The organism is Desulfuribacillus alkaliarsenatis, from assembly GCF_001730225.1.
Lineage (GTDB): Bacteria > Bacillota > Bacilli > Desulfuribacillales > Desulfuribacillaceae > Desulfuribacillus > Desulfuribacillus alkaliarsenatis.
Genome location: NZ_MIJE01000006.1, coordinates 19,119 through 41,359 on the forward strand (window position 1 = coordinate 19,119; position 22,241 = coordinate 41,359).

At 37.8% G+C, this 22,241-nt stretch carries 20 protein-coding genes; 16 read left to right on the forward strand and 4 right to left on the reverse strand.

Translation table 11 applies throughout. The annotated features are described in order from the left end of the window. Positions 1-82 precede the first annotated feature (82 nt). The 4 genes from BHF68_RS05325 (at position 83) to BHF68_RS05340 (ending at position 3,354) form a co-directional block, all read left to right on the forward strand. Entirely contained in the window at positions 83-1,888 is a 1,806-nt protein-coding gene (locus BHF68_RS05325) for a MutS family DNA mismatch repair protein (RefSeq protein WP_069642619.1), read from the forward strand. 175 nt (positions 1,889-2,063) lie between these two features. Further along, a complete protein-coding gene (locus BHF68_RS05330; RefSeq protein ID WP_176719883.1) occupies positions 2,064-2,567 on the forward strand; it encodes a YeeE/YedE thiosulfate transporter family protein in 504 nt (167 codons plus the stop codon). Between the two features lie 15 nt (positions 2,568-2,582). Next, a complete protein-coding gene (locus BHF68_RS05335) occupies positions 2,583-3,128 on the forward strand; it encodes a YeeE/YedE thiosulfate transporter family protein (protein WP_069642621.1) in 546 nt (181 codons plus the stop codon). Between the two features lies 1 nt (position 3,129). Further along, a complete protein-coding gene (locus BHF68_RS05340; protein WP_069642622.1) occupies positions 3,130-3,354 on the forward strand; it encodes a sulfurtransferase TusA family protein in 225 nt (74 codons plus the stop codon). Between the two features lie 121 nt (positions 3,355-3,475). Here the strand turns inward: BHF68_RS05340 and BHF68_RS05345 are convergent, their stop codons facing one another. Further along, positions 3,476-4,402 carry a LysR substrate-binding domain-containing protein gene (locus BHF68_RS05345; RefSeq protein WP_069642623.1) on the reverse strand — a complete coding sequence of 309 codons (927 nt, stop codon included), beginning with the start codon at positions 4,400-4,402 and terminating at the stop codon, positions 3,476-3,478. A 490-nt stretch (positions 4,403-4,892) separates the two neighbouring features. Between BHF68_RS05345 and BHF68_RS05350 the strand changes: the two genes are divergently transcribed. From BHF68_RS05350 to BHF68_RS05365, 4 genes are all read left to right on the forward strand, one after another. Further along, positions 4,893-5,633, forward strand: coding sequence for a 4Fe-4S dicluster domain-containing protein (locus BHF68_RS05350; protein WP_069642624.1), 741 nt, complete (start codon positions 4,893-4,895; stop codon positions 5,631-5,633). Positions 5,634-5,687: 54 nt separating this feature from the next. Then, positions 5,688-7,841, forward strand: coding sequence for a molybdopterin-containing oxidoreductase family protein (locus tag BHF68_RS05355; RefSeq protein ID WP_069642625.1), 2,154 nt, complete (start codon positions 5,688-5,690; stop codon positions 7,839-7,841). 52 nt (positions 7,842-7,893) lie between these two features. After that, positions 7,894-8,520 (forward strand): TorD/DmsD family molecular chaperone, encoded by a 627-nt coding sequence (locus BHF68_RS05360; protein WP_069642626.1) that lies wholly within the window; start codon positions 7,894-7,896, stop codon positions 8,518-8,520. 188 nt (positions 8,521-8,708) lie between these two features. Then, positions 8,709-9,413, forward strand: coding sequence for a SurA N-terminal domain-containing protein (locus tag BHF68_RS05365; RefSeq protein WP_069642627.1), 705 nt, complete (start codon positions 8,709-8,711; stop codon positions 9,411-9,413). A gap of 86 nt (positions 9,414-9,499) precedes the next feature. Here BHF68_RS05365 and cax read toward each other — a convergent pair whose 3' ends face one another. Further along, on the reverse strand, positions 9,500-10,549 hold the full coding sequence (cax, locus tag BHF68_RS05370) for a calcium/proton exchanger (RefSeq protein ID WP_084019231.1): 1,050 nt from the start codon (positions 10,547-10,549) through the stop codon (positions 9,500-9,502). Positions 10,550-10,687: 138 nt separating this feature from the next. Here cax and BHF68_RS05375 point away from each other — a divergent pair, with 138 nt between their 5' ends. Continuing rightward, a complete protein-coding gene (locus BHF68_RS05375) occupies positions 10,688-10,957 on the forward strand; it encodes a DUF3006 domain-containing protein (protein WP_069642629.1) in 270 nt (89 codons plus the stop codon). Positions 10,958-11,039: 82 nt separating this feature from the next. Here the strand turns inward: BHF68_RS05375 and BHF68_RS05380 are convergent, their stop codons facing one another. Beyond that, positions 11,040-13,055 (reverse strand): methyl-accepting chemotaxis protein, encoded by a 2,016-nt coding sequence (locus tag BHF68_RS05380; protein ID WP_069642630.1) that lies wholly within the window; start codon positions 13,053-13,055, stop codon positions 11,040-11,042. Positions 13,056-13,117: 62 nt separating this feature from the next. Next, on the reverse strand, positions 13,118-13,735 hold the full coding sequence (locus BHF68_RS05385) for a tetratricopeptide repeat protein (RefSeq protein ID WP_069642631.1): 618 nt from the start codon (positions 13,733-13,735) through the stop codon (positions 13,118-13,120). A 303-nt stretch (positions 13,736-14,038) separates the two neighbouring features. On the opposite strand from BHF68_RS05385, the gene BHF68_RS05390 reads away from it, so the two are divergent. From BHF68_RS05390 to BHF68_RS05420, 7 genes are all read left to right on the forward strand, one after another. Further along, complete coding sequence (locus tag BHF68_RS05390) at positions 14,039-15,100, forward strand: agmatine deiminase family protein (RefSeq protein WP_069642632.1); 1,062 nt, start codon at positions 14,039-14,041, stop codon at positions 15,098-15,100. A gap of 27 nt (positions 15,101-15,127) precedes the next feature. Beyond that, the gene (aguB, locus tag BHF68_RS05395; RefSeq protein WP_069642633.1) at positions 15,128-16,003 is read left to right on the forward strand and encodes an N-carbamoylputrescine amidase; all 876 of its coding nucleotides are present in this window, start codon (positions 15,128-15,130) and stop codon (positions 16,001-16,003) included. A 63-nt stretch (positions 16,004-16,066) separates the two neighbouring features. Further along, positions 16,067-16,507, forward strand: coding sequence for a hypothetical protein (locus BHF68_RS05400; RefSeq protein ID WP_069642634.1), 441 nt, complete (start codon positions 16,067-16,069; stop codon positions 16,505-16,507). 117 nt (positions 16,508-16,624) lie between these two features. After that, complete coding sequence (locus BHF68_RS15070) at positions 16,625-18,124, forward strand: sensor histidine kinase (RefSeq protein WP_176719884.1); 1,500 nt, start codon at positions 16,625-16,627, stop codon at positions 18,122-18,124. A 91-nt stretch (positions 18,125-18,215) separates the two neighbouring features. Next, on the forward strand, positions 18,216-18,578 hold the full coding sequence (locus BHF68_RS05410) for a response regulator (RefSeq protein ID WP_069642635.1): 363 nt from the start codon (positions 18,216-18,218) through the stop codon (positions 18,576-18,578). 100 nt (positions 18,579-18,678) lie between these two features. Then, positions 18,679-19,770: a response regulator transcription factor gene (locus BHF68_RS05415; protein WP_069642636.1), complete on the forward strand. Its 1,092-nt coding sequence runs from the start codon at positions 18,679-18,681 to the stop codon at positions 19,768-19,770. A 111-nt stretch (positions 19,771-19,881) separates the two neighbouring features. Continuing rightward, the gene (locus tag BHF68_RS05420; RefSeq protein ID WP_069642637.1) at positions 19,882-21,927 is read left to right on the forward strand and encodes a methyl-accepting chemotaxis protein; all 2,046 of its coding nucleotides are present in this window, start codon (positions 19,882-19,884) and stop codon (positions 21,925-21,927) included. Positions 21,928-22,241 lie beyond the last annotated feature (314 nt).

A 22,241-nucleotide genomic window follows, 5' to 3' on the forward strand; every position in this document is an offset into this window, starting at 1 on the left:
CATTTCACTAGCATTAGGTTATAGTAGTAATCGATGAAGTGAGGGTATAAGGTTAAAAGCTAAATGGCAAATGGAGGTACGTATGCAGGGAAAACAAGAATTTCAACAGGAAGTTGATAAATACCAGCAACAGGAAGAACAGTTGAAGAAGCGTTTAGATACATTAAGTCATATTCGCTTAGGCACCTTCCTTATAGGTGCGGCTTTAGCGGGTTGGTTATACTTTCAGGGGAATGACGCAGCAGGGACATTAACGTTAGCTGTTTTTGGAGCAGCCTTTATATACTGGGTTATTAGTCATAGCAGGACAAAAAAAGAATTACTTAGAACTAGATGTCGAATCCAAATAAATCAGCAATACATGGATCGTTTAAGTGGTAGCTGGATAAGCTTTAAGGACCGAGGAATGGATTTTGTACAGCCTGAGCATCCGTTTACTAGTGACTTAGATGTCTTTGGGAACAGCTCTTTGTTTCAATTAATTAACGTTGGGAACACATATTATGGGCGCAAAATTCTTGCAGACTTTTTAGCAACTCCGACAAAAAATATAGAGGAAATTAGGCAGCGTCAGGCTGCAGTGAGCGAATTAGCAACTAAATATGAATTTACTCAAGAATTACAGGCAGAGGGAATGATGGCTGAACGCATAAGTCAGCATCCAGAGGGTTTTATCGCAACAATTGTAAAGCGAGTGGATATTGATGGACTAAGAAAGTGGAAAGCATTATTCTACATCTTACCAGCTTTGACGATAGCGTCGATTATAGCACTTGTAATCGGGGTAGGGGTTTCTCCGTATGTGCCTTTAGGGTTGATTATTGTGCAACTTATACTTACTGCAGTTGGATTCTTTCGAGCAGCAGCGTTCCTAAGTGATGTCTATACCTTTAGAGAAAGTATAGAGGCTTACAGGAAATTCATTACATTAGTTGAGCGGGAGAGTTTTACAAACTCATATCTTGAGCAATTAAAGGCAAAGATGCACTCAAGGAACAAGCCTGTATCTAAACAGCTTGAAGATTTAGAGAAAGTTGGGACAGCGATTGATATGCGGCATAGTGCACTATTGTACTTCCTGCTTAATGCACTGCTATTATGGGATTATCATTGTCTATTCGCCCTAGATAAATGGAAGAAAAATCATGCTACTGGTGTACGGACATGGTTAGAGACGATTGGAGAATTGGAAGCACTATCAAGCTTGGCGGTTATTCATAAACTGAATCCTAACTGGGCGTTCCCAGAATTTACAACACAAGAGCTTGTGGTAGATTGTCAAGATATTGGACATCCACTGATCAATGTTGAACAACGTGTATGCAATGACATGTCGATTAAGAACAGCCTAGGGATTATTACGGGATCTAATATGTCTGGTAAAACCACAATGCTTCGTACAATTGGTATAAACCTTGTGCTAGCATATTCTGGGGCACCTGTGTGTGCAAAACGTATGCAATGCGCACTTGTAGACATCTTTACATCAATGCGAATTACAGACGATTTAAATAGTGGTATATCATCCTTTTACGCAGAGCTTTTACGCATCAAGAAAATTATTGAGCATTCCCATACCAAACAACCAATGCTATTCTTAATAGATGAAATCTTCCGTGGGACGAACTCCCAAGACCGAATTCTAGGGGCTAAAAGCGTAATGAAAAATCTCAGTAAAGACTGGGTTATTGGGTTGATTTCAACACATGATTTTGAGTTGTGCGATTTGGAGAATGAGCCAAATATAAGCATTAAGAATTACCATTTTACAGAACACTATGTGAATAATGAAATAAAATTTGACTATAAGCTGCGGGCTGGACGTTGCAGTACAACAAATGCCAAATATTTAATGAAAATGGTAGGAATACAGCTAGCTGAAATATAACAAATAGGCTCACACATAATGTGTGGGTCTATTTTTTACTACAACGATAGCTAATTGCGACTAAGGACATTAGTAAATTATTTTCATAGTTATTTCATAATTTTAATTGTATAATAATAGCCAACCACATCTTTATAACATATATTTATAAAATATGAAATGAAGGGAAATGCCTATGAAGCATCTATTAAAACTAGAATGGCCCTATCTTTGGGGAGGAATTGCCATTGCTGTTTTTAATACCTTCTTCTTGCTGCTTAATGGTAAACCATGGGGAGTTACTACTTCGCTAACGCTGTTAAGTGCAAAAATAGTGGATTTTTTTGGGTTAGGCATTAGTGGCTGGAGTTATTATATGGGTAATGAGCGCTATGCTCAATTTATTAACAATTGGATTATCGAGATTGACTTAATAATAATTATTGGATTTTTTGCAGGTGTGCTGATTTCAAGTATTAGTGCTAAGGAATTTAGTTGGAAAAAGATTCGAAGCAAAAAGCAAATAATGTTAGCAATTACAGGTGGTTTTATCATGGGTTATGGGGCGCGGTTAGCATCAGGCTGTAATGTTGGTGCATTCATTGGCAGTTTTTCATCTTTAAGCTTACATGGTTGGGTATTTGCTATTGCATCTTTTGTTGGTGTATATATGGGTATTAAAATTATGTACAGTCGTTAGAGAGGTGGTGTGAAAATGATGGGAGCAATCATTTTAGCTAATTTAGTGTTAGGTGTGGCCTTAGGTTATGCATTGCATCGGTCTCGTTTCTGTTTTGCGGGGGCGTTTAGGGACTTCATATTATTCCGAGATGGGGGCTTGCTAAAAGCACTAATTATTTCTTTAATGATATCAACTATCACCTTTGCACTAATTCAATATATATATTTAATTGGCGACACTACAGTGCCTGGGAACTTCTATCCTATTGGTCTATATACAATAGTGGGCGGAATTTTATTTGGTATTGGTATGGTTATTGCTGGTGGATGCGTTTGTAGTATATTTTTGCGTTTTGGTGAAGGCTTTAAATTGTTTACCTTTGTTTTATTGGGTTTGATATTAGGTTCACTAGTGGGGACGCTAAATTACCCTTGGTGGGAGATGAATTTTACCTGGGTTGAACCTGTATATTTGGCGGAAATCCTAAGTTGGCCAATCGCCATAGGATCACAGTTGGTGCTATTGTGGGGGCTATATAAAATAGTAAATCGTCAAGAGAATAATATGGGAGGGCTATAGAATGGACAAGTACGAACTTGACTTACTAGGAGAGGTTTGCCCTGTCCCCTTATTAAAGGCTCAGGAGAAGCTGGCTGTAATGAACAGCGGAGATATATTAATAGTTCATACAGATTTTACGCGATCGGTAAGAAATATTATGAATCTATGTCTTAAGCATGATTATCCAATTGATGTGAAAGAAGTGAGTTCAGGTGTGTGGGAGCTTACGGTAACTAAGGGGTAAAGTTTATACTGATAATTTTAAAAATAAAGGTGAATAAAGCAAGAGCTTATAAGTGGGAACAGGACACTCATAAGCTCTTTTTGTATGTTTTTTTATTATTATTTCAAGATTATCAATGCATCTATTCGCAGTACTGTAATTCTTGTGGAACTGTAATGAATTGAATGAAGCGCTTTGAGATTAGGGATAGAAAGCTGTCGTTTCTATACACTAGCTTAAATGGCATTGGTGCAGCAAAGTCGGGTATTGCTAATTCGCGAATTGTCCCATGCTTTAATTCTTTTTGGACTGCCATACGACTACTAATAGAATAGCCTAACCCTGCAAGTACAGATGATTTAATCGAACCTATACTACCTAATTCAGAAGCTATATTAAAGCTATCAATTGATAGGTCGTTCTTCTCTAGGGTATCAAGGAAAGGCTCTACTAGACCAAGTCCTTTTTTTGGCATAATAAACGGGTGTTTAGATAATTCGCTTAGACTGTCAATTGTTTCAAATTGCTCTGTCCAGGCATCTTGTCCAGGGTAAATTATTATGGCCTCGTCGCTACTAGTCATTTTTTCGATAAACCTATTTTCGTAGAGTTTTAAATAGTCCATTCCTTCTACAACGGCAATATCTATTTGCCCATCTGCAAGCTGCTGCAGGATGCTTTTTAAACTATCGACCTCTAGAATAATTTTGGCATTAGGGTATTTTTGTTTAAAGGTCCATATGCTGCACGGTATTGCGTAGTTGCCAACGGTCTGCGTAGTCCCAACTATTAGCTTCTGATTATCGATGTTTAGATATTGGTCTATTTCTCTGTCCATCTCATCATAAGAAGCTAGAATTTTTAATGCGTGTTTCATAGCAATTTTACCTGGCGCTGTTAACTCTACACCTTGCTTCGTACGCTCAAACATACTAGCCCCATAATGGTTTTCTATAGCTTTAATTTGTGAGCTTACTGCAGGCTGGCTTAGGTGCAATAGTTTAGCAGCACTTGAAATTTGTTTTGTTTGCGCAACTGTCAAAAAAACCTCAAGCTGGTGCTTGTTCATCGAATCATCTCCTGAATAATAATACAAGCTCTTATTTGAATATAAGTAAATTCTATATTCAACTATTAGTACAATCCCTATTGTATAACATTTTCTTCGGAATACAACGATCATAGATTTTATAAAAACTTAACGGAGCATGCTGTTGTGAACATAATTAGTAATATAATACTATAAAAATGAAGAAATGTTGAAAGGGAAATTAAGCGATAAATGCAGTAGTTCACAGTTTGCAATTATATGATGCGTGAAAAAAATAAGCAAACAACACTAGGTATTACTAGCACTACTAGTAAATATATAAATTTTATTTATATCCCATAGAAAAGCGGTATGCACAAATCAGTCTGAAAGTGAAGATAAATTGAAGATATCGTGTTATGATTAGCTTGTCAAAAAACAAATAATCCTGATGTGTATGCAGAGATATACAGAAGATTAGTTGCTTTTGGCATAATTCTAATATTTTGATGGAAGGGGAGCAATTTCGATGTTAGAAAAGAAAATTGATCGCAGAAATCTATTGAAGATTGGTACCACATCTGCTGTAGTTGGCACAGCGTTGCTGTTTACAGGTTGTGAGGAAGAGGCGGCAGCACCGATTTTTACTGATGCAACTAAAACAGCAATATTAATGGACACTAGTCTATGTGTTGAATGTCACGCCTGTAGAGTAGCGTGCCAAAATCACAACGCTCTACCAGTAGAGCAATCCTATATTAAATTTGAATCAGTAGAGAAGGGATCATTCCCTAAGGTCGAATACCATTTATCACGTAATAGCTGCATGCACTGCACTGACGCACCTTGCGTTGATATTTGTCCTGTAAAAGCACTATATAAGGGTGACACTGGCTTTACGCACATGAACTATGATGCGTGTATCGGCTGTGGAATGTGTAAGATGCAATGCCCTTACGATGTACCAGTAATAGCTGAAGTAGATAGTGCGCGCAAAATGTTTAAATGCCAAGGCTGTGAAGATCTAATTACTGAAGGTCAAGAGCCTGCATGTGTTAATACTTGTATCGCTAATAGTCTTAAGTATGGACCAGTAGAAGAAATGATTGATGCTGCTAAAGCTAGAGTTGAAGTATTGAAGGTTAAATATCCTAAAGCAAATGTATATGGTGTTACACAACAAGACGGCTTAGGTCTGATTCTAATTCTTCGTGATGATGCTAAAGAATTTAAACTTGTTTATAAAGATAAAGTTACTAGCTTAGCATAAGGTTTCCATAAATTTCAATATCAATTACGAATTCTATATAGGAGGTAGTTATTCATGTTTTTTAATAGAAGAAAGTTCTTGAAAAGTACAATTGCTGCTGGTGCGTTTTTAGCTACAGGTGTGAAGTTAAACTTCAAAGCATGGGCTAGTGAACAAGAAAAAGCACCTGTTGAATTAAAATATTCATACTGTAATACATGCTCAAGTCACTGTGGACTATGGATTCATGTGAAGAACGGAAGAGCTTGGAAGGTAACAGGTAATGAAGACCATGCTCGTAGCCGTGGTAAGCTTTGTGCTAGAGCACACGCAGGGTTAGCGTGGATTTATGATCCAGGCCGTGTTAAAACACCTTTAAAGCGTGTAGGTGAAAACCAATTCCAAGAAATTAGCTGGGAGCAAGCAGCAACGGAGATTGGTGATAAAGTCCAAGGTATTATCGCTGAGCATGGACCTCAAGGGATTGTATGGAAGCATAACCCAAGGGAAACGGGAGTATTTTATGGACGTAGATTTCTACATGCACTAGGTTCAAATACGATTATGACGCATAACGCTGCTTGTAATACTACGTTGGCTGTTGGTTTTGGAGAGACTATAGGTAGAACTCCAGGCGCTGATAGAAATAGAACAGATTACATGATGTGTATTGGTCGTAACTATGGTGAGGGGATTCGTACAAACGAGGCAACTCAGTTTATGGGTGCGTTAGCTAGAGGTGCAAAAGTTGTGTGTGTAGACCCACGTTTAAGTGCAACTGGTGCATTAGCAACAGAATGGGTGCCTATCCGACCTGGTACAGACTTAGCTTTTGTATTAGCAATGTGTAACGTACTAATTAAAGAAGACTTATATGATAAAGAATTTATTGCTAACCATACTGAAGGATTCGAAGAGTTCCTGGCTGTTATTGATGAATATACTCCAGAATGGGCGGCAGCAATTACAGATATTGACGCTGAGACAATTAAACGTTTAGCTCGTGAGTTGGCAGCACATGCTCCTAAAGCACTTGTAGACCCGTCCTGGAAAGGTGCTTTCGGTACTAACTACAAAAACAGTACAGAAACAGCTCGTGCAGTTGCATACATTAACGCGTTGCTAGGAAACATCGGTCAGCCTGGTGGATTATCTTTAGGTGCAAGCTTAGAGACTGGATTAGGAAACCTTGATAGTGAAAGATATCCAGCTCCAGCAGCGCCAACGCTACCAAGAATCGATGGTGCAGGAATTACTGGAGAGTATCCATTATCTAGAGCTCAGGGTCTACCGCACTATGTAGCAGAGAAAGCAAAGCAAGGATTAATTAAGGCATGGTTTATCCGTCATAGCAACCCAGTACGTAACTTCCCTGATTATGAACATATGCGTCAAGGACTGTTAAACTCGGATTTAGTAGTTACTATTGAGACCCATATGACAGAATCTGCATTAGTTTCAGATTATATTTTGCCGGAACCATCTTATGCTGAAAGAGAAGAAGTAATCGAACAAATCGGTAACTCAGTATCGATGAGAACTGTTGCTGTACCAAAGGTTCATCCTGAGACTAAGAGTTTAGATGAAATTATAACATTGTTAGCAGAGAAGTGCGGAGTTGGCGAATACTTCAATTTCACACTAGATGAATTAAATAATGCACGTCTAGCTCCACTGGGACTTACTACTGATGAATTACGTCAAAAGGGCTGCGTAAATCAGCAAACAAAACCAAATGAGTTAGATACATTCAAGTTCTTCAATCAGAAGTTTGTTGATGCAGGCTTTAGTGGAGTTGTACAATGGATTGAGCCAGCAGTTGGAACTAGGGTTGGTGCAGATGAGTTCTTTATCCTTAACGGAAAACAAGGATACCATTCACACACAGCAACAGCTAATATTCCACAACTAGCGCAAATCACTAAGGACTACAATAGCCAAAGGGTATGGATAAATGCTACGAAGGCAGCGGCGCTAGGTATTAAAGACGGTGACTGGATTAACATTAGCTCGAACAATGAAGCTGGTAGAGTACAAGTGAAAGTAACGGAGCGAATTCACCCTGATGCTATGTTTATCCCAGGTGGATATGGAAATAAAACTCCTTACTATGAACTATCTAAGCAGCTAGGCGGAGTTAATCCGAACGACCTTGTAAAATATCAATTAGAGCCACACATTGGTCATGCAATGCTACAAGAGTCTATTGTTAAAGTATCATTAGCGTAAATAGGCGAAAACGAAAGTAAACTTACTAACGCAGTAATAGGGGGACGAAACAATGGAAATAAAACAATTGCGGGAACAAGGATACACACTCTTAAGTCAATTATTTGAGCAACCGAGTGATAATTTAGTAGATACTATTAAAAGCACACCTTACAAAGAATATTGGCAACGAATAGAAGAAATCTACGGAATATCGATTCCTCATAGTTGGCAAGCAGAGAACCTTCCTCAATTGAGCCAGCTATTGCAAATGTGGGCTGTTACGATGGGGCCAGTTAAACCCTTGGCTGAGCCGATTGAATCGCTATATAAGCAATGGACCATTGACCCTAGCTGTGAGATGACATTCGCTAGACAAAAAGGTTGGTTGCGTGGTGACTGGGCTTGTCATATGGAAGAAATATTAAAGGACCTTGGTTTTGAAGTTCCACAGCAATTTAACCATTGTCCAGATCATATTATACTAATATTTGAATTAATGGGTGCTATGGTTGAGAATGCACCATATGAAGTTCAGCATCAGTTTGCAAGTCAACATTTAGACTGGTTGGATGATCTGATTGAAACTGCGATAGAAAGAAAAGCTCCAACAGAGTACGTAGAATTATACAAATTATGCAAAGATTTTGTTGAAGCAGATAAATTATATTTAGCAAAGCAACAAAATAAAATTCAATAAGCTTTATTCTCCCATTAAATATATACAAAAGAAAGCGGATATCAGAGCTAATAAACTGATATCCGTTTTCTTTTTAGTTCAATATAGTAGAGCGCAGTTGGTCAAATTTGTAATTCAATATTAAATATGTTAACCTTGCAGTCAATGCCTAAAAAGGTATTAAATTTTTCAATAAAGGAGTTTTTCAATTGTTACGAAAAATATTACTGCTAAGTACGGTTGCCATATTAAGCTTTGCAATTGTTGCTTGTTCAGGAAATGCAGAACCAGAAGAAGTAGATTTTACACCTGCAACGGGTGATGATGCTAATGTTGTAGATGGTGAAGCAGTAGCTATAGTAAATGGTCAGGAAATTTCCGTGGAAGAGTTCAACGGGATGATGGGTAGTATGAAAGCGATGTACGCTCAAAGCGGATTTGATTTTGAAGATGAAGAAGCTATAGGTATGCTTCAAGAGCTAGAGCAGCAGGTTTTGAATAACCTAATTAGCATGGAAGTATTGCGTCAAGAAGCAGAGGGTAACGGCTATGAAGTTACAGAAGAAGAAATTGATGTAGAAATTGACCAATTAAAAGTCCAGTTTGGAACGGACGAAGAATTCGCTGAAGTTTTGGCTGCTAATAGTATGACGCTTGAACAGCTTCGAAATAGTATTGGCAACGAAATTCTTATAGACAGGTTTGTTGAGAATGAGATGCCACAGCCAAGTGTAACAGAGGAAGAGGCGCTAGTGTTATATGAAGAATATAGCATGATGCAGGAAGATATGCCTGCCTTTGAAGAGGTTCGCGATATGATAGAAGATGAATTGCGCCAACAAAAGCTTGATCAACAAATAGGGCAGGTTATTCAGACACTAGTTGAAGAGAGCGATATAGAGATATTAATATAAGTATATCTAAGTTGCAATCTAAGTAGTATTACACTGCGGCTGTCACCTACAAATGCTAGGTGGCGGTCTTTTTTGTCTGTTTTTTCCTAAATCAGATAAAAACCAATACCAATGATTAAGTAGGCAGCTAGCAGTATTAATCCTTCAAACCAATTTGTATCGCCATCAATAAATATAAATATTGATAAAAACACAGATAAAACCATCGCTACTAACGCTGGCATAGAAAAAAGCAATGGCATTTGTACTGGAAGTAGTAAAGATAACAGTACTAATAAGGGTGTTACGAACATAGCGATTTGCAATGTCGAGCCAATAGCAATTTCTACAGATATATTCATCTTATTTTTAAAGGCCATCAGGATTGCTGTGATATTTTCAGCAGAGTTACCAATAATAGCAACAATAATTACACCGATAAATAGTTCAGTCCACCCGAAGGTCTCGCCGACGACCTCAAAGGTATCAACTAACATATCGCTAATAAAGGCGACTGCGATAGCGGCGGATGCTAGAATGATAATTGCCTTCTTTTTATTCCATTCGGGCTCCTCATCCTCTTGGCCATCGGATTTTTGTGCGTACACCCCACGGTGAGAGACGAGCTTAAAATATAATAAGGCGAAATACAGAATTAACATAATCACGGCTATCCACACACTCATAGTCATAATCTCAGCTTCTGTTAAATAACTAGCAAACACAGCAGGAAAAACAAATGATAGCACCACACAAAACATTAATAAGCCAGCATTGTGTCGAGCGTCGAAAATATTGAACTTTTGACGCTTATACTTTAGACCACCAATGAAAAATGATAAACCAGCTACAAGTAAAAGGTTACTAATTACAGCTCCTGTCAATGAAGCTAGAACAATCGACAGAAAACCTGCTTTTAGTGCGAACACAGAGATCGTTAGCTCTACAACATTGCCGAAGGTGACATTTAGTAATCCACCGATACGTGGCCCTGAGACAATAGCCAGACTTTCTGTAGCCCGTCCGATATAGGAAGCAAGTGACACGATTGCTAAGCTATAAACAATGAACATCATAGTGGCTGCAAAACCAAGGAAGTTACCTATAAAAGCAAAGGGCACAGTGACTATTAACATTCCTAAGAGTAGCTTTTGAATCATTTATTACAATCCCTTCTAACGTTTGCAAGTTTATTACTATTGTTTTATTATTGCTAATGACAACAGATTTTATCAAAAACTTGCGGAAGGCTTCCGTTTCAACAAAGCAAGTGGGAGATGTCGGGAGGAGTATACATGAACGCTGTTATAGATAGGATTTTAAAGTTGGAAGGTAAGGCAGTATTAATAATAGACATTAATCACAAAGAGTTAGTAGTTCCAATTGAATTACTACCGACAGCCGCCCAGGAAGGCGATTATGTATCTATCACCAAAGACCATGAACTAAGTATTATTATTGAAATAGATACACACAAAACTTCGGATGCCAAAACGAGAATTGAGAACAAACTAACCAAGCTTAGACAAAATGCAGAAAGTCGCTTTAAAAAGCCTAATTATTGAAAATGATATAATAAAATAGTTAAAGCCTTTGAGCTTCATTGCTCGAAGGCTTTAACTATTGTGCGCCCAGCATGGGCGTTTGCTAAATTTTAAATCTTTCTATCATGTCCTCTAATTCGTGGGAAAGCTTCGATAAATGCTCTGATGACTTGTTGATTTGCTCAATAGCGTTTACTTGTTCTTGAATTTGATTAGCTATTTCATGGGTGTCTTCATTCGCTTGTGTCGAGATCGTTGATACTTCGTTAACGGAAGCGCTTACTTCCTGGGCTCCTGCAGACATTTGCTCTGATACAGCAGATAGGCTTTCAATCTTCTCAGCGACACTTCCAATAGAATTAAGGATACTGATAAAGATACTATCTACTTCTTTAACAGAGTTAATTCCAGCAATCGTCTCTTTTTGGTTATCGCCAATTGTCTTAACTGTATCATTAGTAATAGATTTAATCTCTTGTACTATAGCGTTAATCTCCCTAGTAGATTGCGCAGAGCTTTCTGCTAACTTTCTTACTTCTTCGGCTACGACAGCAAATCCGCGACCGTGTTCGCCTGCGCGAGCGGCTTCGATACTAGCATTTAGTGCAAGTAAGTTGGTCTGCTCTGAGATGTCATTTATTGTGCTTACGAATACATTAATTTTATCTAGACCTTCTACCAATTGGTCGATTGTATCTGCAATATTTTTTGCACTTGCTTGAATTTCATTCATTTGCTGCACAGCATTGGAAACTACAACCTTACCTTGATCAGCGTTTATTCTCATGTTGGCTGATTCTTCTGTTACACTAGCAGCAGTTTCTGCAACCTGCCCAATACCGCTTGCCATTTCCTCCATAGCCCTTGATGAGTCCTTAGCTATATGGGTCTGTGTCTCAGAAACCTCTTGAATACTATGGATTTTTTCTTCCATAAGCTTTAATGAATTCAATGTTGCTTCAGACAATTGAAGTAGCTCATCTGAAGATCCAGCAACTATTGAACTATTATCTTGTAGTTGCATGATTAAATCCTTTGTATTATTTTGCATCTGCTCTATAGCTGTAGCCATTGAGCCAATTTCATCGGCGTGCTTGAAGAACTTGTCTGGAACTCTTTCCTTGTAATCGTAATTTGCAATTGAAGCTATAACATTGGTCATACTGGCAATTGGAGAAATTTTATAATTTATAATTGGATAGAAAACAAAGAAAAATACGACTTGCACAATTATCTGAAAAGCTACCCCGATTAATAAATCGGTTCGATTCTGTCTATCGAAAGGCTCGGCACTTGTTGATGATGAGATCATACCTATCACGCTATTATCTGGGCCAAATACTGGCATAATTGTATAGAAAAAATCTTCGCCAGAGCTTGCTAAACGTCCCTGCCACATCTCACCCTTATTTAACACCTGTTCGCTTACATTTCGCTGCTGTAATTGGCTTGCTGTGGGTAGGCTACCATCAGATTTGGACGATATAAGCACTTGATCCCTTAAGAAAATGGTGAAATCAACACCAAAACCTGCCTGCATCGCTTGCATATCCTTGGCAGGGATTTCACGCCCGACCTCTATGATGGCTATCGGATTTCGATACTGGTCAGAAAAAATACCAGCAACCCTAATGGCGACACCTTCTTCAGTGATGTCATAGGTAGAAATAGTAGTTTGAGTACTAGTAACTTGCTGCAGTAATAAATCGGAGCTAACGTCATCTCCGTATCGATTAGGAGCGTCGGCTCGATAAAATGCCGTTAAGTCAAGGTCGTACATTCTTAAGCTAGTAATCCCTAATTGTCTACTTAGGTTAGCGAAGATTGCATCTAATTCGTGAGATACAGAAGAACGGCGGTTTTGTTCGAATGCTCTTACGATGGCTGGATTATATACTCCTATGTCATCGATAACCTGTTCGAACTGCTCTAATTCCTGCTCTATAATGAAATTATAGGCTGTTATTTTATCATGTAAGGTGTTTACCGCAATCTCGTCTGTAAAACCAGAAGTCCTGAATGCAGAGATAATCTGCAACGCTGTCATTGATACAAGTATTGCTGCTACTACTAATACCTGGAGCTTTAAGTTCAATTTTAATTTTTTATCCAAATTCATGGTGTGTCTCCTCTCTCTATACCCTTTTTATATTTATATTATTTAAGCAAGCTCATATTTATTTAAACATTTCCTTTTTCGTCAGCTAATTTAAGTAGCTGATCTTTTAAAGATGAAGCCATAGATTTATCGAAATTTTTGCCCATATCAGTTACTAATGCAGTATTACAAAGGTTAATAGCAGCATCATACTTTCCACGCTTCTTCATGATTATCGCCTTATAGTAGTAAGCCCAATAAGCTTTTTCAGGAGTTATGAAAATTGCTTGATTTAAATTATCTATTGCTTCGTCGTAGCGCTCAAGATTCATTAAGGATAATCCCTTTTCTAGATAAGACATCATATGATCTTTCTTAAGGGCAATTGCCTGGTCATAATGTGTGAGTGCTTGCTCGTATTGCTGTATATCATTAGAGGTAAGTAAAGAGCCTTTGATATAATGGTACTCAGGGTTATCGGGCTCAATCGCTATTAATCCGTCAACAACTTCTATAGCTTCTGCATAACGGTTGTAGGCCATTAGACAGTATAATTTATCTCGATAAGGACGAGTTTTTGTGGGGTCCATCTCAATCATTTCACTATATATTTTAATGGCTTTTTCGAAGCGCATTTTATGTGATAGATAATTTCCTTTCATGCCCCAGAACGTGTATTTTAGCTTTTTAAGTATACTCATATGTACAATCCCTTCTGTTAAAATATCTTATGTGTATATAATCAAATGTAACTGTGAAACAGTAAAACTACGCAGTATATATAATCTGCTATCGTCGTTTATTCTATAACAATAATTATTCTATAACAGAAATGTAAAACCTGCTTATTCACCAAAAAAATATATTCAAATATTTGATGACAAACATGCACACTAAATCTAGACAGGTATGAGGAAATCATTCATAATATAATAGCTTTAAAGAAAAGCTAAAAACAAAGATAATTTAACTGAACATATTAATATAAGGTGGTATGATAACCCATGTATCCAAAAGAACTCGGCTATAGAATGCCTGCAGAATTCGAAGAACATGAACGTACATTTTTGTCATGGCCTGTACAAGAATCGATGTGTCATCCTGACGACTATGATTCCGTTTGCAAGCTATATTATGCAGAGCTGGTAAAAGCAATAGCGGAATTTGAACCCGTTACAGTCATTGTGGATCCTGAAGACATTGAAAGTGTACAAGCACAGCTAGAGGAAACAATGAATACCGCTGGACATCCTATTGACTTACTTGCTATTGCTCATAACGACGCGTGGCTGCGAGATAATGGACCGACCTTTATTGTTGATGATAAGGGTGGAGTTGCCGGTATCAACTGGAAATTTAATGCCTGGGGTGGAAAATATTCTCCGTGGGACTTAGATGACGCCCTAGCAGGCAAACTGCTCGACCATTATAACATTCGACGTTTTGATGCTTCGATTGTGCTTGAAGGCGGATCAATACATACTGATGGAGAAGGTACCTTGCTTACTACGGAAGAGTGCTTATTAAACGATAACCGTAATTCAAATTTATCAAAGGAACTGATTTCAGACTTATTAAAGCAATATCTAAACATAAGAAAAATAATTTGGTTGAAAAACGGCCTAGACGGAGACGAAACAGACGGACATATCGATAATATAGCTTGTTTTGCCGCACCTGGCAAAATCATTCTTCAGGTATGTGATGACCCAGACGATGCTAATTACGAAATAACGAAGCAAGCGATTGCAGAAATAGAGAATACAATCGATGCCCAGGCACGCAAGCTAGAAATTATAAAAATTAATCAGCCACCTATGCGAAAGCACGATGACAATCGCTTAACCTTAAGCTACTTAAACTTTTACTTTGTTAATGGCGGTATCATCCTACCTATATTCGGTGGAGATGCAGAGGAAACAGATAGACAAGCAATTGCAACCTTAGAGAAAGCGTTTCCAGATCGGAAAATCCGCACAATTGACGGCATGTCAATTATAAAAGAAGGCGGCAATGTCCATTGCACAACTCAGCAAATGCCTAAGGCAAAAAAGCTCGTAAAATAGATTAAATGTCTTTTGGGAGGTGTACGAATGAGAAAGGTTAAAGTAGCAGCTACGCAAATGAGCTGTAGCAACAATATTGAACAGAACATAGAAAAAGCAGATAAGCTTGTACGGGAAGCGGCAGCAGAAGGAGCACAGATAATTTTACTACAAGAACTATTCGAGACACCTTACTTCTGTCAGAAGGAAAATCCAGATTATTACTTCTATGCGACAGAGCTTGAAGAGAATAAGGCTATCAAGCACTTTAAAGAAGTTGCTAAAGAACTCGGGGTCGTGCTACCGATTAGCTTTTATGAGAAAAAGAACAACGCTCGATATAACTCATTAGCCGTTATAGATGCTGATGGCAAAGTGTTAGGCTTATATCGCAAAAGTCATATTCCTGATGGACCAGGCTACGAAGAGAAATTTTACTTTAATCCAGGTGATACAGGCTTTAAGGTTTGGAAGACTAAATATGCAAAAATTGGCGTCGGGGTCTGCTGGGATCAATGGTATCCTGAAGCGGCTCGTTGTATGGCCTTACAGGGGGCAGAAGTATTATTCTACCCTACAGCCATAGGCTCAGAGCCCGAGGACTCATCTATCGATTCTAAGGACCATTGGCAGACCTGTATGCTAGGACACGCCGCAGCAAATCTTGTGCCAGTAGTAGCTTCTAATCGTGTGGGTGTAGAGCAGCAAGACGGCTCAGAGATTACTTTCTATGGTTCGTCATTTATAGCAGGTGCTCAAGGGCAGAAGCTAGTCGAAGCAAATCGCACGGATGAGACTATTATCTATACAGAATTAGACCTTGACCAGCTTGAGCGTCAACGTGCAGAGTGGGGAATCTATCGAGATAGACGTCCAGATTTGTACAAAATCATCACCTCCTACGATGGAGAGAATACACTGTAACCATAACTTAAACATTAAATATGATATAATATTCGTATGCATATTTAGGAGAGGATGATATTTATGGCTTCAGTGATTTTATCGATTGTCTTAATCGGCGCATTGGCAATCATATTCATTAATAGAATGAGTCGTATGCGCGAGGAGGCGAATGCACAACCAGTCGTTCAGTTAGAAACCTTAGAGGACAAACAGAACTATCTTAATACATTGCAAAGACGTAGTAGACTTGACAGCCAAGAGTGGATGTACGTGCTGTTAGCCTATTTCGTATTAGAAAAGCTCGTTGAAATTGAATCAGTACAAGCCGCCCATGATTGGATGGAACAACAATCGCCTGAAACGATTAACGACCTAATGAGTGATATGCTTAATGACGAAGCGTTTATAGATAGCATTATTGCTGACCTGCCTGAAGAACTAAGTGCTGCTCCAGTAGATAGTGTATATTCCAATGAAGATGCAGGAGCATCAGGCTCAGGAGATGCAGGTAGTGGTGAATAACCACTGCCTATTATTTCAGTCTGAATTATTTGAAAATTATGTCAATTTAACGGGTGAGCTATGAATCCAGTAGTCAGGTACAAAATAATAATATCAATATTATTTGGACTTCTAACTTTGAGTGCAGCGTTTAATTCTATGGAATATTCGTTGCCATCATTTCAGGTGAATATTTTTTGGGGACATATTTTTTTAATTATTGTAACATTAGCTTGGGGAAGGAAATACGGCTTTATTAGCGTGACTTTTGGGCTTGTGTTCCTATATCCGTTTTTGTTATGGCCCTATAATGGTGTGGCAAATATCGTGCCAGTCATTCTGCTTTATATATGGGTATGGATTCTTGGTGGTAACAGTTCCGCGGGGGTTAATATCTATGTAAGGCAGGGAATTTTTGCTGTGCTTACGGTTGTGGCTTTTTTCATTGTAGTCCCTCTTTTGTACAGTTTAAATCCATTACTTCTAAACGAGTCTATGTCAGCAACGATTGAGAGTAATCATCTGCAGTTTATTGCTGTTAAGACGGTAGTTAATGAACTAATTGTCTTGGCGGTATGCGATGCATTATTATTAATTCCAATAGTTCGGAAGATATTTAGACTGCCTAAAGTACAAGGATTCCAATATAATGGTCGAATAATATTGGGGGTTATGGCAATAAGCGTATTGTTTGCCAGTGTTATCGTAACTACAATCTACGAGATTATATTTCAACACGAAAGCTTTAACTGGATAGCTACGGAACAGCCAGTTATCATTGCAACAATGGTAATGCAAATTGCTTTTGGCATAATAGGAGGGGGAATTGCGGCGCGGTTTTATCAGAGTCGGCTTCAAGCAGAAGACTCTTTGCGAGAGTCGGTAATAGAAATTCAAAGTCTAAACTCACAGTTAGAAATGAGAGTTGCTGAACGGACTGAAGAACTTCAGCATGCTATAGAAGAACTACAAGCATATGTTTATACAGTCTCTCACGATTTGAAATCACCAGTTAGAGCAATTGAAGGATATTGTCAACTAATCTTAGAAGATTATCGAAATCAATTACCACAAGATGCAATCGAAATGTTGGAAAACATAAATACTATCAGTTCGGATATGTTGATTATGATGGATAAGCTATTAGAACATGATAGATATTCTAAAAAACAGGTAGACGGAACTTGGACGAATATGGAACCAATGATTCGAGAAATAGTAGAGGAACTACGCGTTTCTAGCATCAACCCTAAGGTGCAGCTTATCTTTTGCAAGTCACTACCAGATGTTTGGGGAGACCCTATATTGCTCCGCATGGTGCTATACAACCTGTTGTCTAACTCTATGAAGTTTGCGAAAAATCGTGAAACTATTGTAATCGAGATTGATGTAAGAGAGAATAATCAGGAATGGGAATTTTCTATTGCTGACAATGGTGTAGGTTTTGAACCTGAATATGCAGATAAGCTTTTTCAACTGTTCCAAAGGCTTCATAGTTCAAAAGATTTTGAGGGTAGCGGGATTGGACTTTCTACGGTAAAAAAGATCATCCAAAGACATAATGGCCAGGTATGGATTACAGGTAAACAAGAAAAAGGAGCTACGGTTTTTTTTACATTGCAAAAAAAGTCTGGGTAAAAGATAAGAAAAATACATACTCGAGTGCAAAATACCTTGGTACATTAACCATAGGTATTTTTTTGTAATATAACAGAGGAGGCGCTTTCATTTGGGTGAATTGGCCGTTCTAATAGTAGAAGACTCGAGATACGCTGCTGATGTTAATGCTAGGCAAGTTCAAAAAGCAGGGTATATAGTGAAATATGAAATCGTTAGTAATAAAGTAGAAATGATACGATTGATACAAGAACAATCTTGGGATTTAATACTCAGTGACCATTCATTGCCAGCATTTAGCTCTCTTGAAGCTTTGGAGATTCGCAACCGATACTGTCCAGAGGTACCTTTTATAATAGTTACAGAGTATATTGGTGAGAAGGAACATATAGTAGCAATTGAGGGTGGGTGTCAAGAAATTATACATAAGAGAGAATTACAGAGCTTGCGTAGGGCTGTCCAGAATCTAGTTTGAGAAAGTGTTTAACTTTTATGTTAATATAATTGTTATAAATGTTCCTTCGTTATACAATAATCATATATGACTATTGTTATTGGGCGAAGGGGTTGTTCAAGTGTATCGGGTGTTGATTGTCGATGACATGGAAATTATGAGAAAACTCATGAGAAGAATGAAGTTTTGGGGTTCGGTGTCTGGATTTGAATTAGTAGCGGAGGCGGAAAATGGAGCCGATGCATTACAGGTTCTTCAAGAACAAGCAATCGATGTTGTGATAACAGATATTCGGATGCCCAAAGTTGATGGACTAGAGCTGCTACAACAAATTACAACGCTACAACTTTGCAGATATGTTATTTTAGTAAGTGAGCATTCAGATTTTGAATATGCAAGAAAAGGAATTCAATATGGAGCATATGACTATCTGGTGAAACCTGTGAACGAGGCTAACTTACAATCAGTATTACTAAAAATTGAGCAGGACATACCTGTTCAAAATGTAAATAATAATAACCAATTTGAGCGACAAGTACAAACTATACAGACTTATCTAAAGCAAGGAAAAGGTACTGAGGCTATTGCAGTCTTCACACATATACTTGATGACTTACGCGAATCGGATAAGTTTCAGCACAATATAAATATAAGCACAAAAAAACTATACGGAATCTATAAAGATTTAGCATCATATTTTTTAGAGCATTTTCCATGGCTTAGCACCATTACAACAATTAACCGATACTCAGAGATAATGGATAGCATAAACTGGCAACAAGATATGGACAAGTCGACATTTAATTATTGTGAAAATGTAGTATCTGATTATATTAAGGAAATGGCTATTATTATAGAACATTTTCAATACACTACTGGTCATAACCCTGTCATTCAAGAAACAGTAGCCTACATCCTCAGTCACATTGATGAAGAGATAAATGTAGCGCAGATAGCAGGTAGTGTGCATGTGAATATTTCTTATCTTAGTAACCTATTCCGTCAAAAAACTAAGATGACTATCAAGCGATTTATTCTACGAGTTAAAATCGAACGAGCAAAAATATTGCTACTAGAAAACAAGTTGAAAAACTATGAGATAGCTGAAAGGCTGGGTTATAAAGATTACGAATATTTTGCAAAGGTTTTTAAAAAGCATACGGGGCAAACTTTGACGGAATTTCGGCAAGACCTAAAAAAAATAGGGGAATAACGATAAATAATTCCATACTCTTTATTTTGATACCTTGGTATATTCACCATAGGTATTTTTTTGTCGAAAAATCAAACAAAAACTAATTGAGTAATGAAAGGGAGACAGGAATTGCAAAACAAAAAAAGATTTATTGGAATTCGCGGCAAAATGTTTATTGCTGTTGTTGTATCAGTTATGCTCTTGTTGAGCTTGTTTTCAAGTGTGATTTATTGGAAAGCCAAGGTCATAATTGACGACGGTGTAAACACGGAGCTGGCAGCCTATAAGGAAATGATTGCTGAGGATATTACCACAGTATTGTTGCTAGCAGGACAAGATGTAATCCAAATAGAAAATAATCAATACATAAGGGATTTTATGGAGAGAGCTCCGCTGGTTAATGATGTAACACAAGCGGAGGGATATCGAGAACTGATTACAACATTGAACTCTATTCGCAACAAGAATGAGAACATGTTAAATATGTACCTTGGGATAGATTCGATTAATCGATTGCTTATTCACGATGAATATGAGTTACCTGCTGACTTCGATATGCAAGCACGTCCTTGGTACCAGGCAGCTATTGAGAATGGAGAATTAACAATTTCTGAACCGTATATTGATGTTTCGTCCAATAGTCTTGTTATTACAGTGTGTACGCCGATATATAATAATTTAGGTGATTTGTTAGGGGTGGCAGGAATGGACATTACCCTTGACCGCATTTCTGAGATTATGGGAGATTTTCAATACAAAGAAACCGGACATGCTTTGCTTTTGAACGATAACGGTCAATATATTTTTAATCCTGATTCGAATCTGATACTGCAGGAATCAATTAGCGATGAAACGCAAGGGCTAGGAAGCATTGCGAGAGGATTATTGAGTGGAGCGACTGGTTTGGATAGCATATCTATAGAAGGACGACCGCATCTTGTGTCATATGCACCAATTTCATTAAGTGACTGGACTGTTGCACTTATCGTACCTCTGGCTGAAGCAGAGGAGGAGTTGAATGTATTTAGAATACTTTTTTTCGTGGCTACAGTTATAGTTTTCATCTTTTTATCAATTGTGATTTACTTTTTGTCTGGGAGCATACTGAAGCAAGTTCCACAACTGCTAACGGCTTTTGAACAAGCAAAAGCTGGGGATTTAACAGTTCAAGCTACACCTCGGACTCAAGATGAGTTAGGTCAGCTTACAGAAGGTTTTAATAATATGATTGGTACTCAGCGTAATGTGATACAAGACGTAACAGGAATGACTCATTATATATCAGGAATTGTAAGTAATACAGAAGAGAACATTATTGAACTCAATATGAATATTGAAGAAATTTCTGCGACTACACAGCAAGTATCTGCTGGTATGGAACAGACAGCCGCTTCTATGGAAGAAATGAATGCTACCTCGACAGATATTGAGTCAGCAATGCAAAAAATAACAGATAAAGCAGACGAAGGAAATAGGTCAGCGAAGGAAATAAATCAACGAGCACTAAATCTCAAACAAAATGCGATTAAATCTAGTAAATATGCACAAGAAATTTATGAAACAACAAATACTAAACTACGCACTGCGATTGAAGAATCAAAAGCAATTGATAAGATACATGTATTATCAGAAGCAATCCTAGAAATTACATCTCAAACCAATTTATTGGCGCTTAATGCAGCAATTGAAGCAGCTAGAGCGGGAGAAGCAGGGAAAGGTTTTGCTGTAGTTGCTGACGAAATACGTAAGCTTGCTGAGGATTCGAAACAAACTGTTACACAAATTCAAGAAGTAAGTAGCACAGTTACAACATCAGTTACACATTTAGCAGAAAGTTCTCGGGAAATGCTAGATTTTCTTGAGCAACAGGTTGTTCAAGATTATAGAATGCTTGTGGAAACAGGGGAACAATACAGTGATGACGCGAAGTATGTAGATACAATGCTACAAGAATTTCAAGAGATTTCTACGCATATGCTTGACTCAATTCAAGGGATGTTGAACGCCATTAATGAAGTTACACAGGCCACTCATGAAGGAGCAGAAGGAATTACCAATATAGCAGAAAAAGCAAGTGTTTTTACGAGTAGAACTGAAGATATGGTTTCACAAATGAAAGAGACTAGAAACAATACTGAGCAACTAGCTGTTAAGATGGCACAGTTCAAAGTGTAAATAATCAGATTGGTAACACAATCCCTCTTTACTACTAGCTACGAAAAGAATAGAATATAGGTAAATATAATCCTGTCTTTGACACTTGATGAATACAAAAAGCCTGTAGAACCTTGATACTAAAGGGTCTGCAGGCTTTAATGTTTGCCGAAAAAGTGAGTAATGTTTTTATTTTTTTGTATCTTTAAAAATTTTTTTCATCTTACTTGTAGTAATAATCTGATAGTCAGTGCGAAAGCTAAATGCTTCATGTAAAGCATCAGTAAAATCAGTTCTGGTATATAAGGGTTCATAACCTTCACCCTTAATCACCT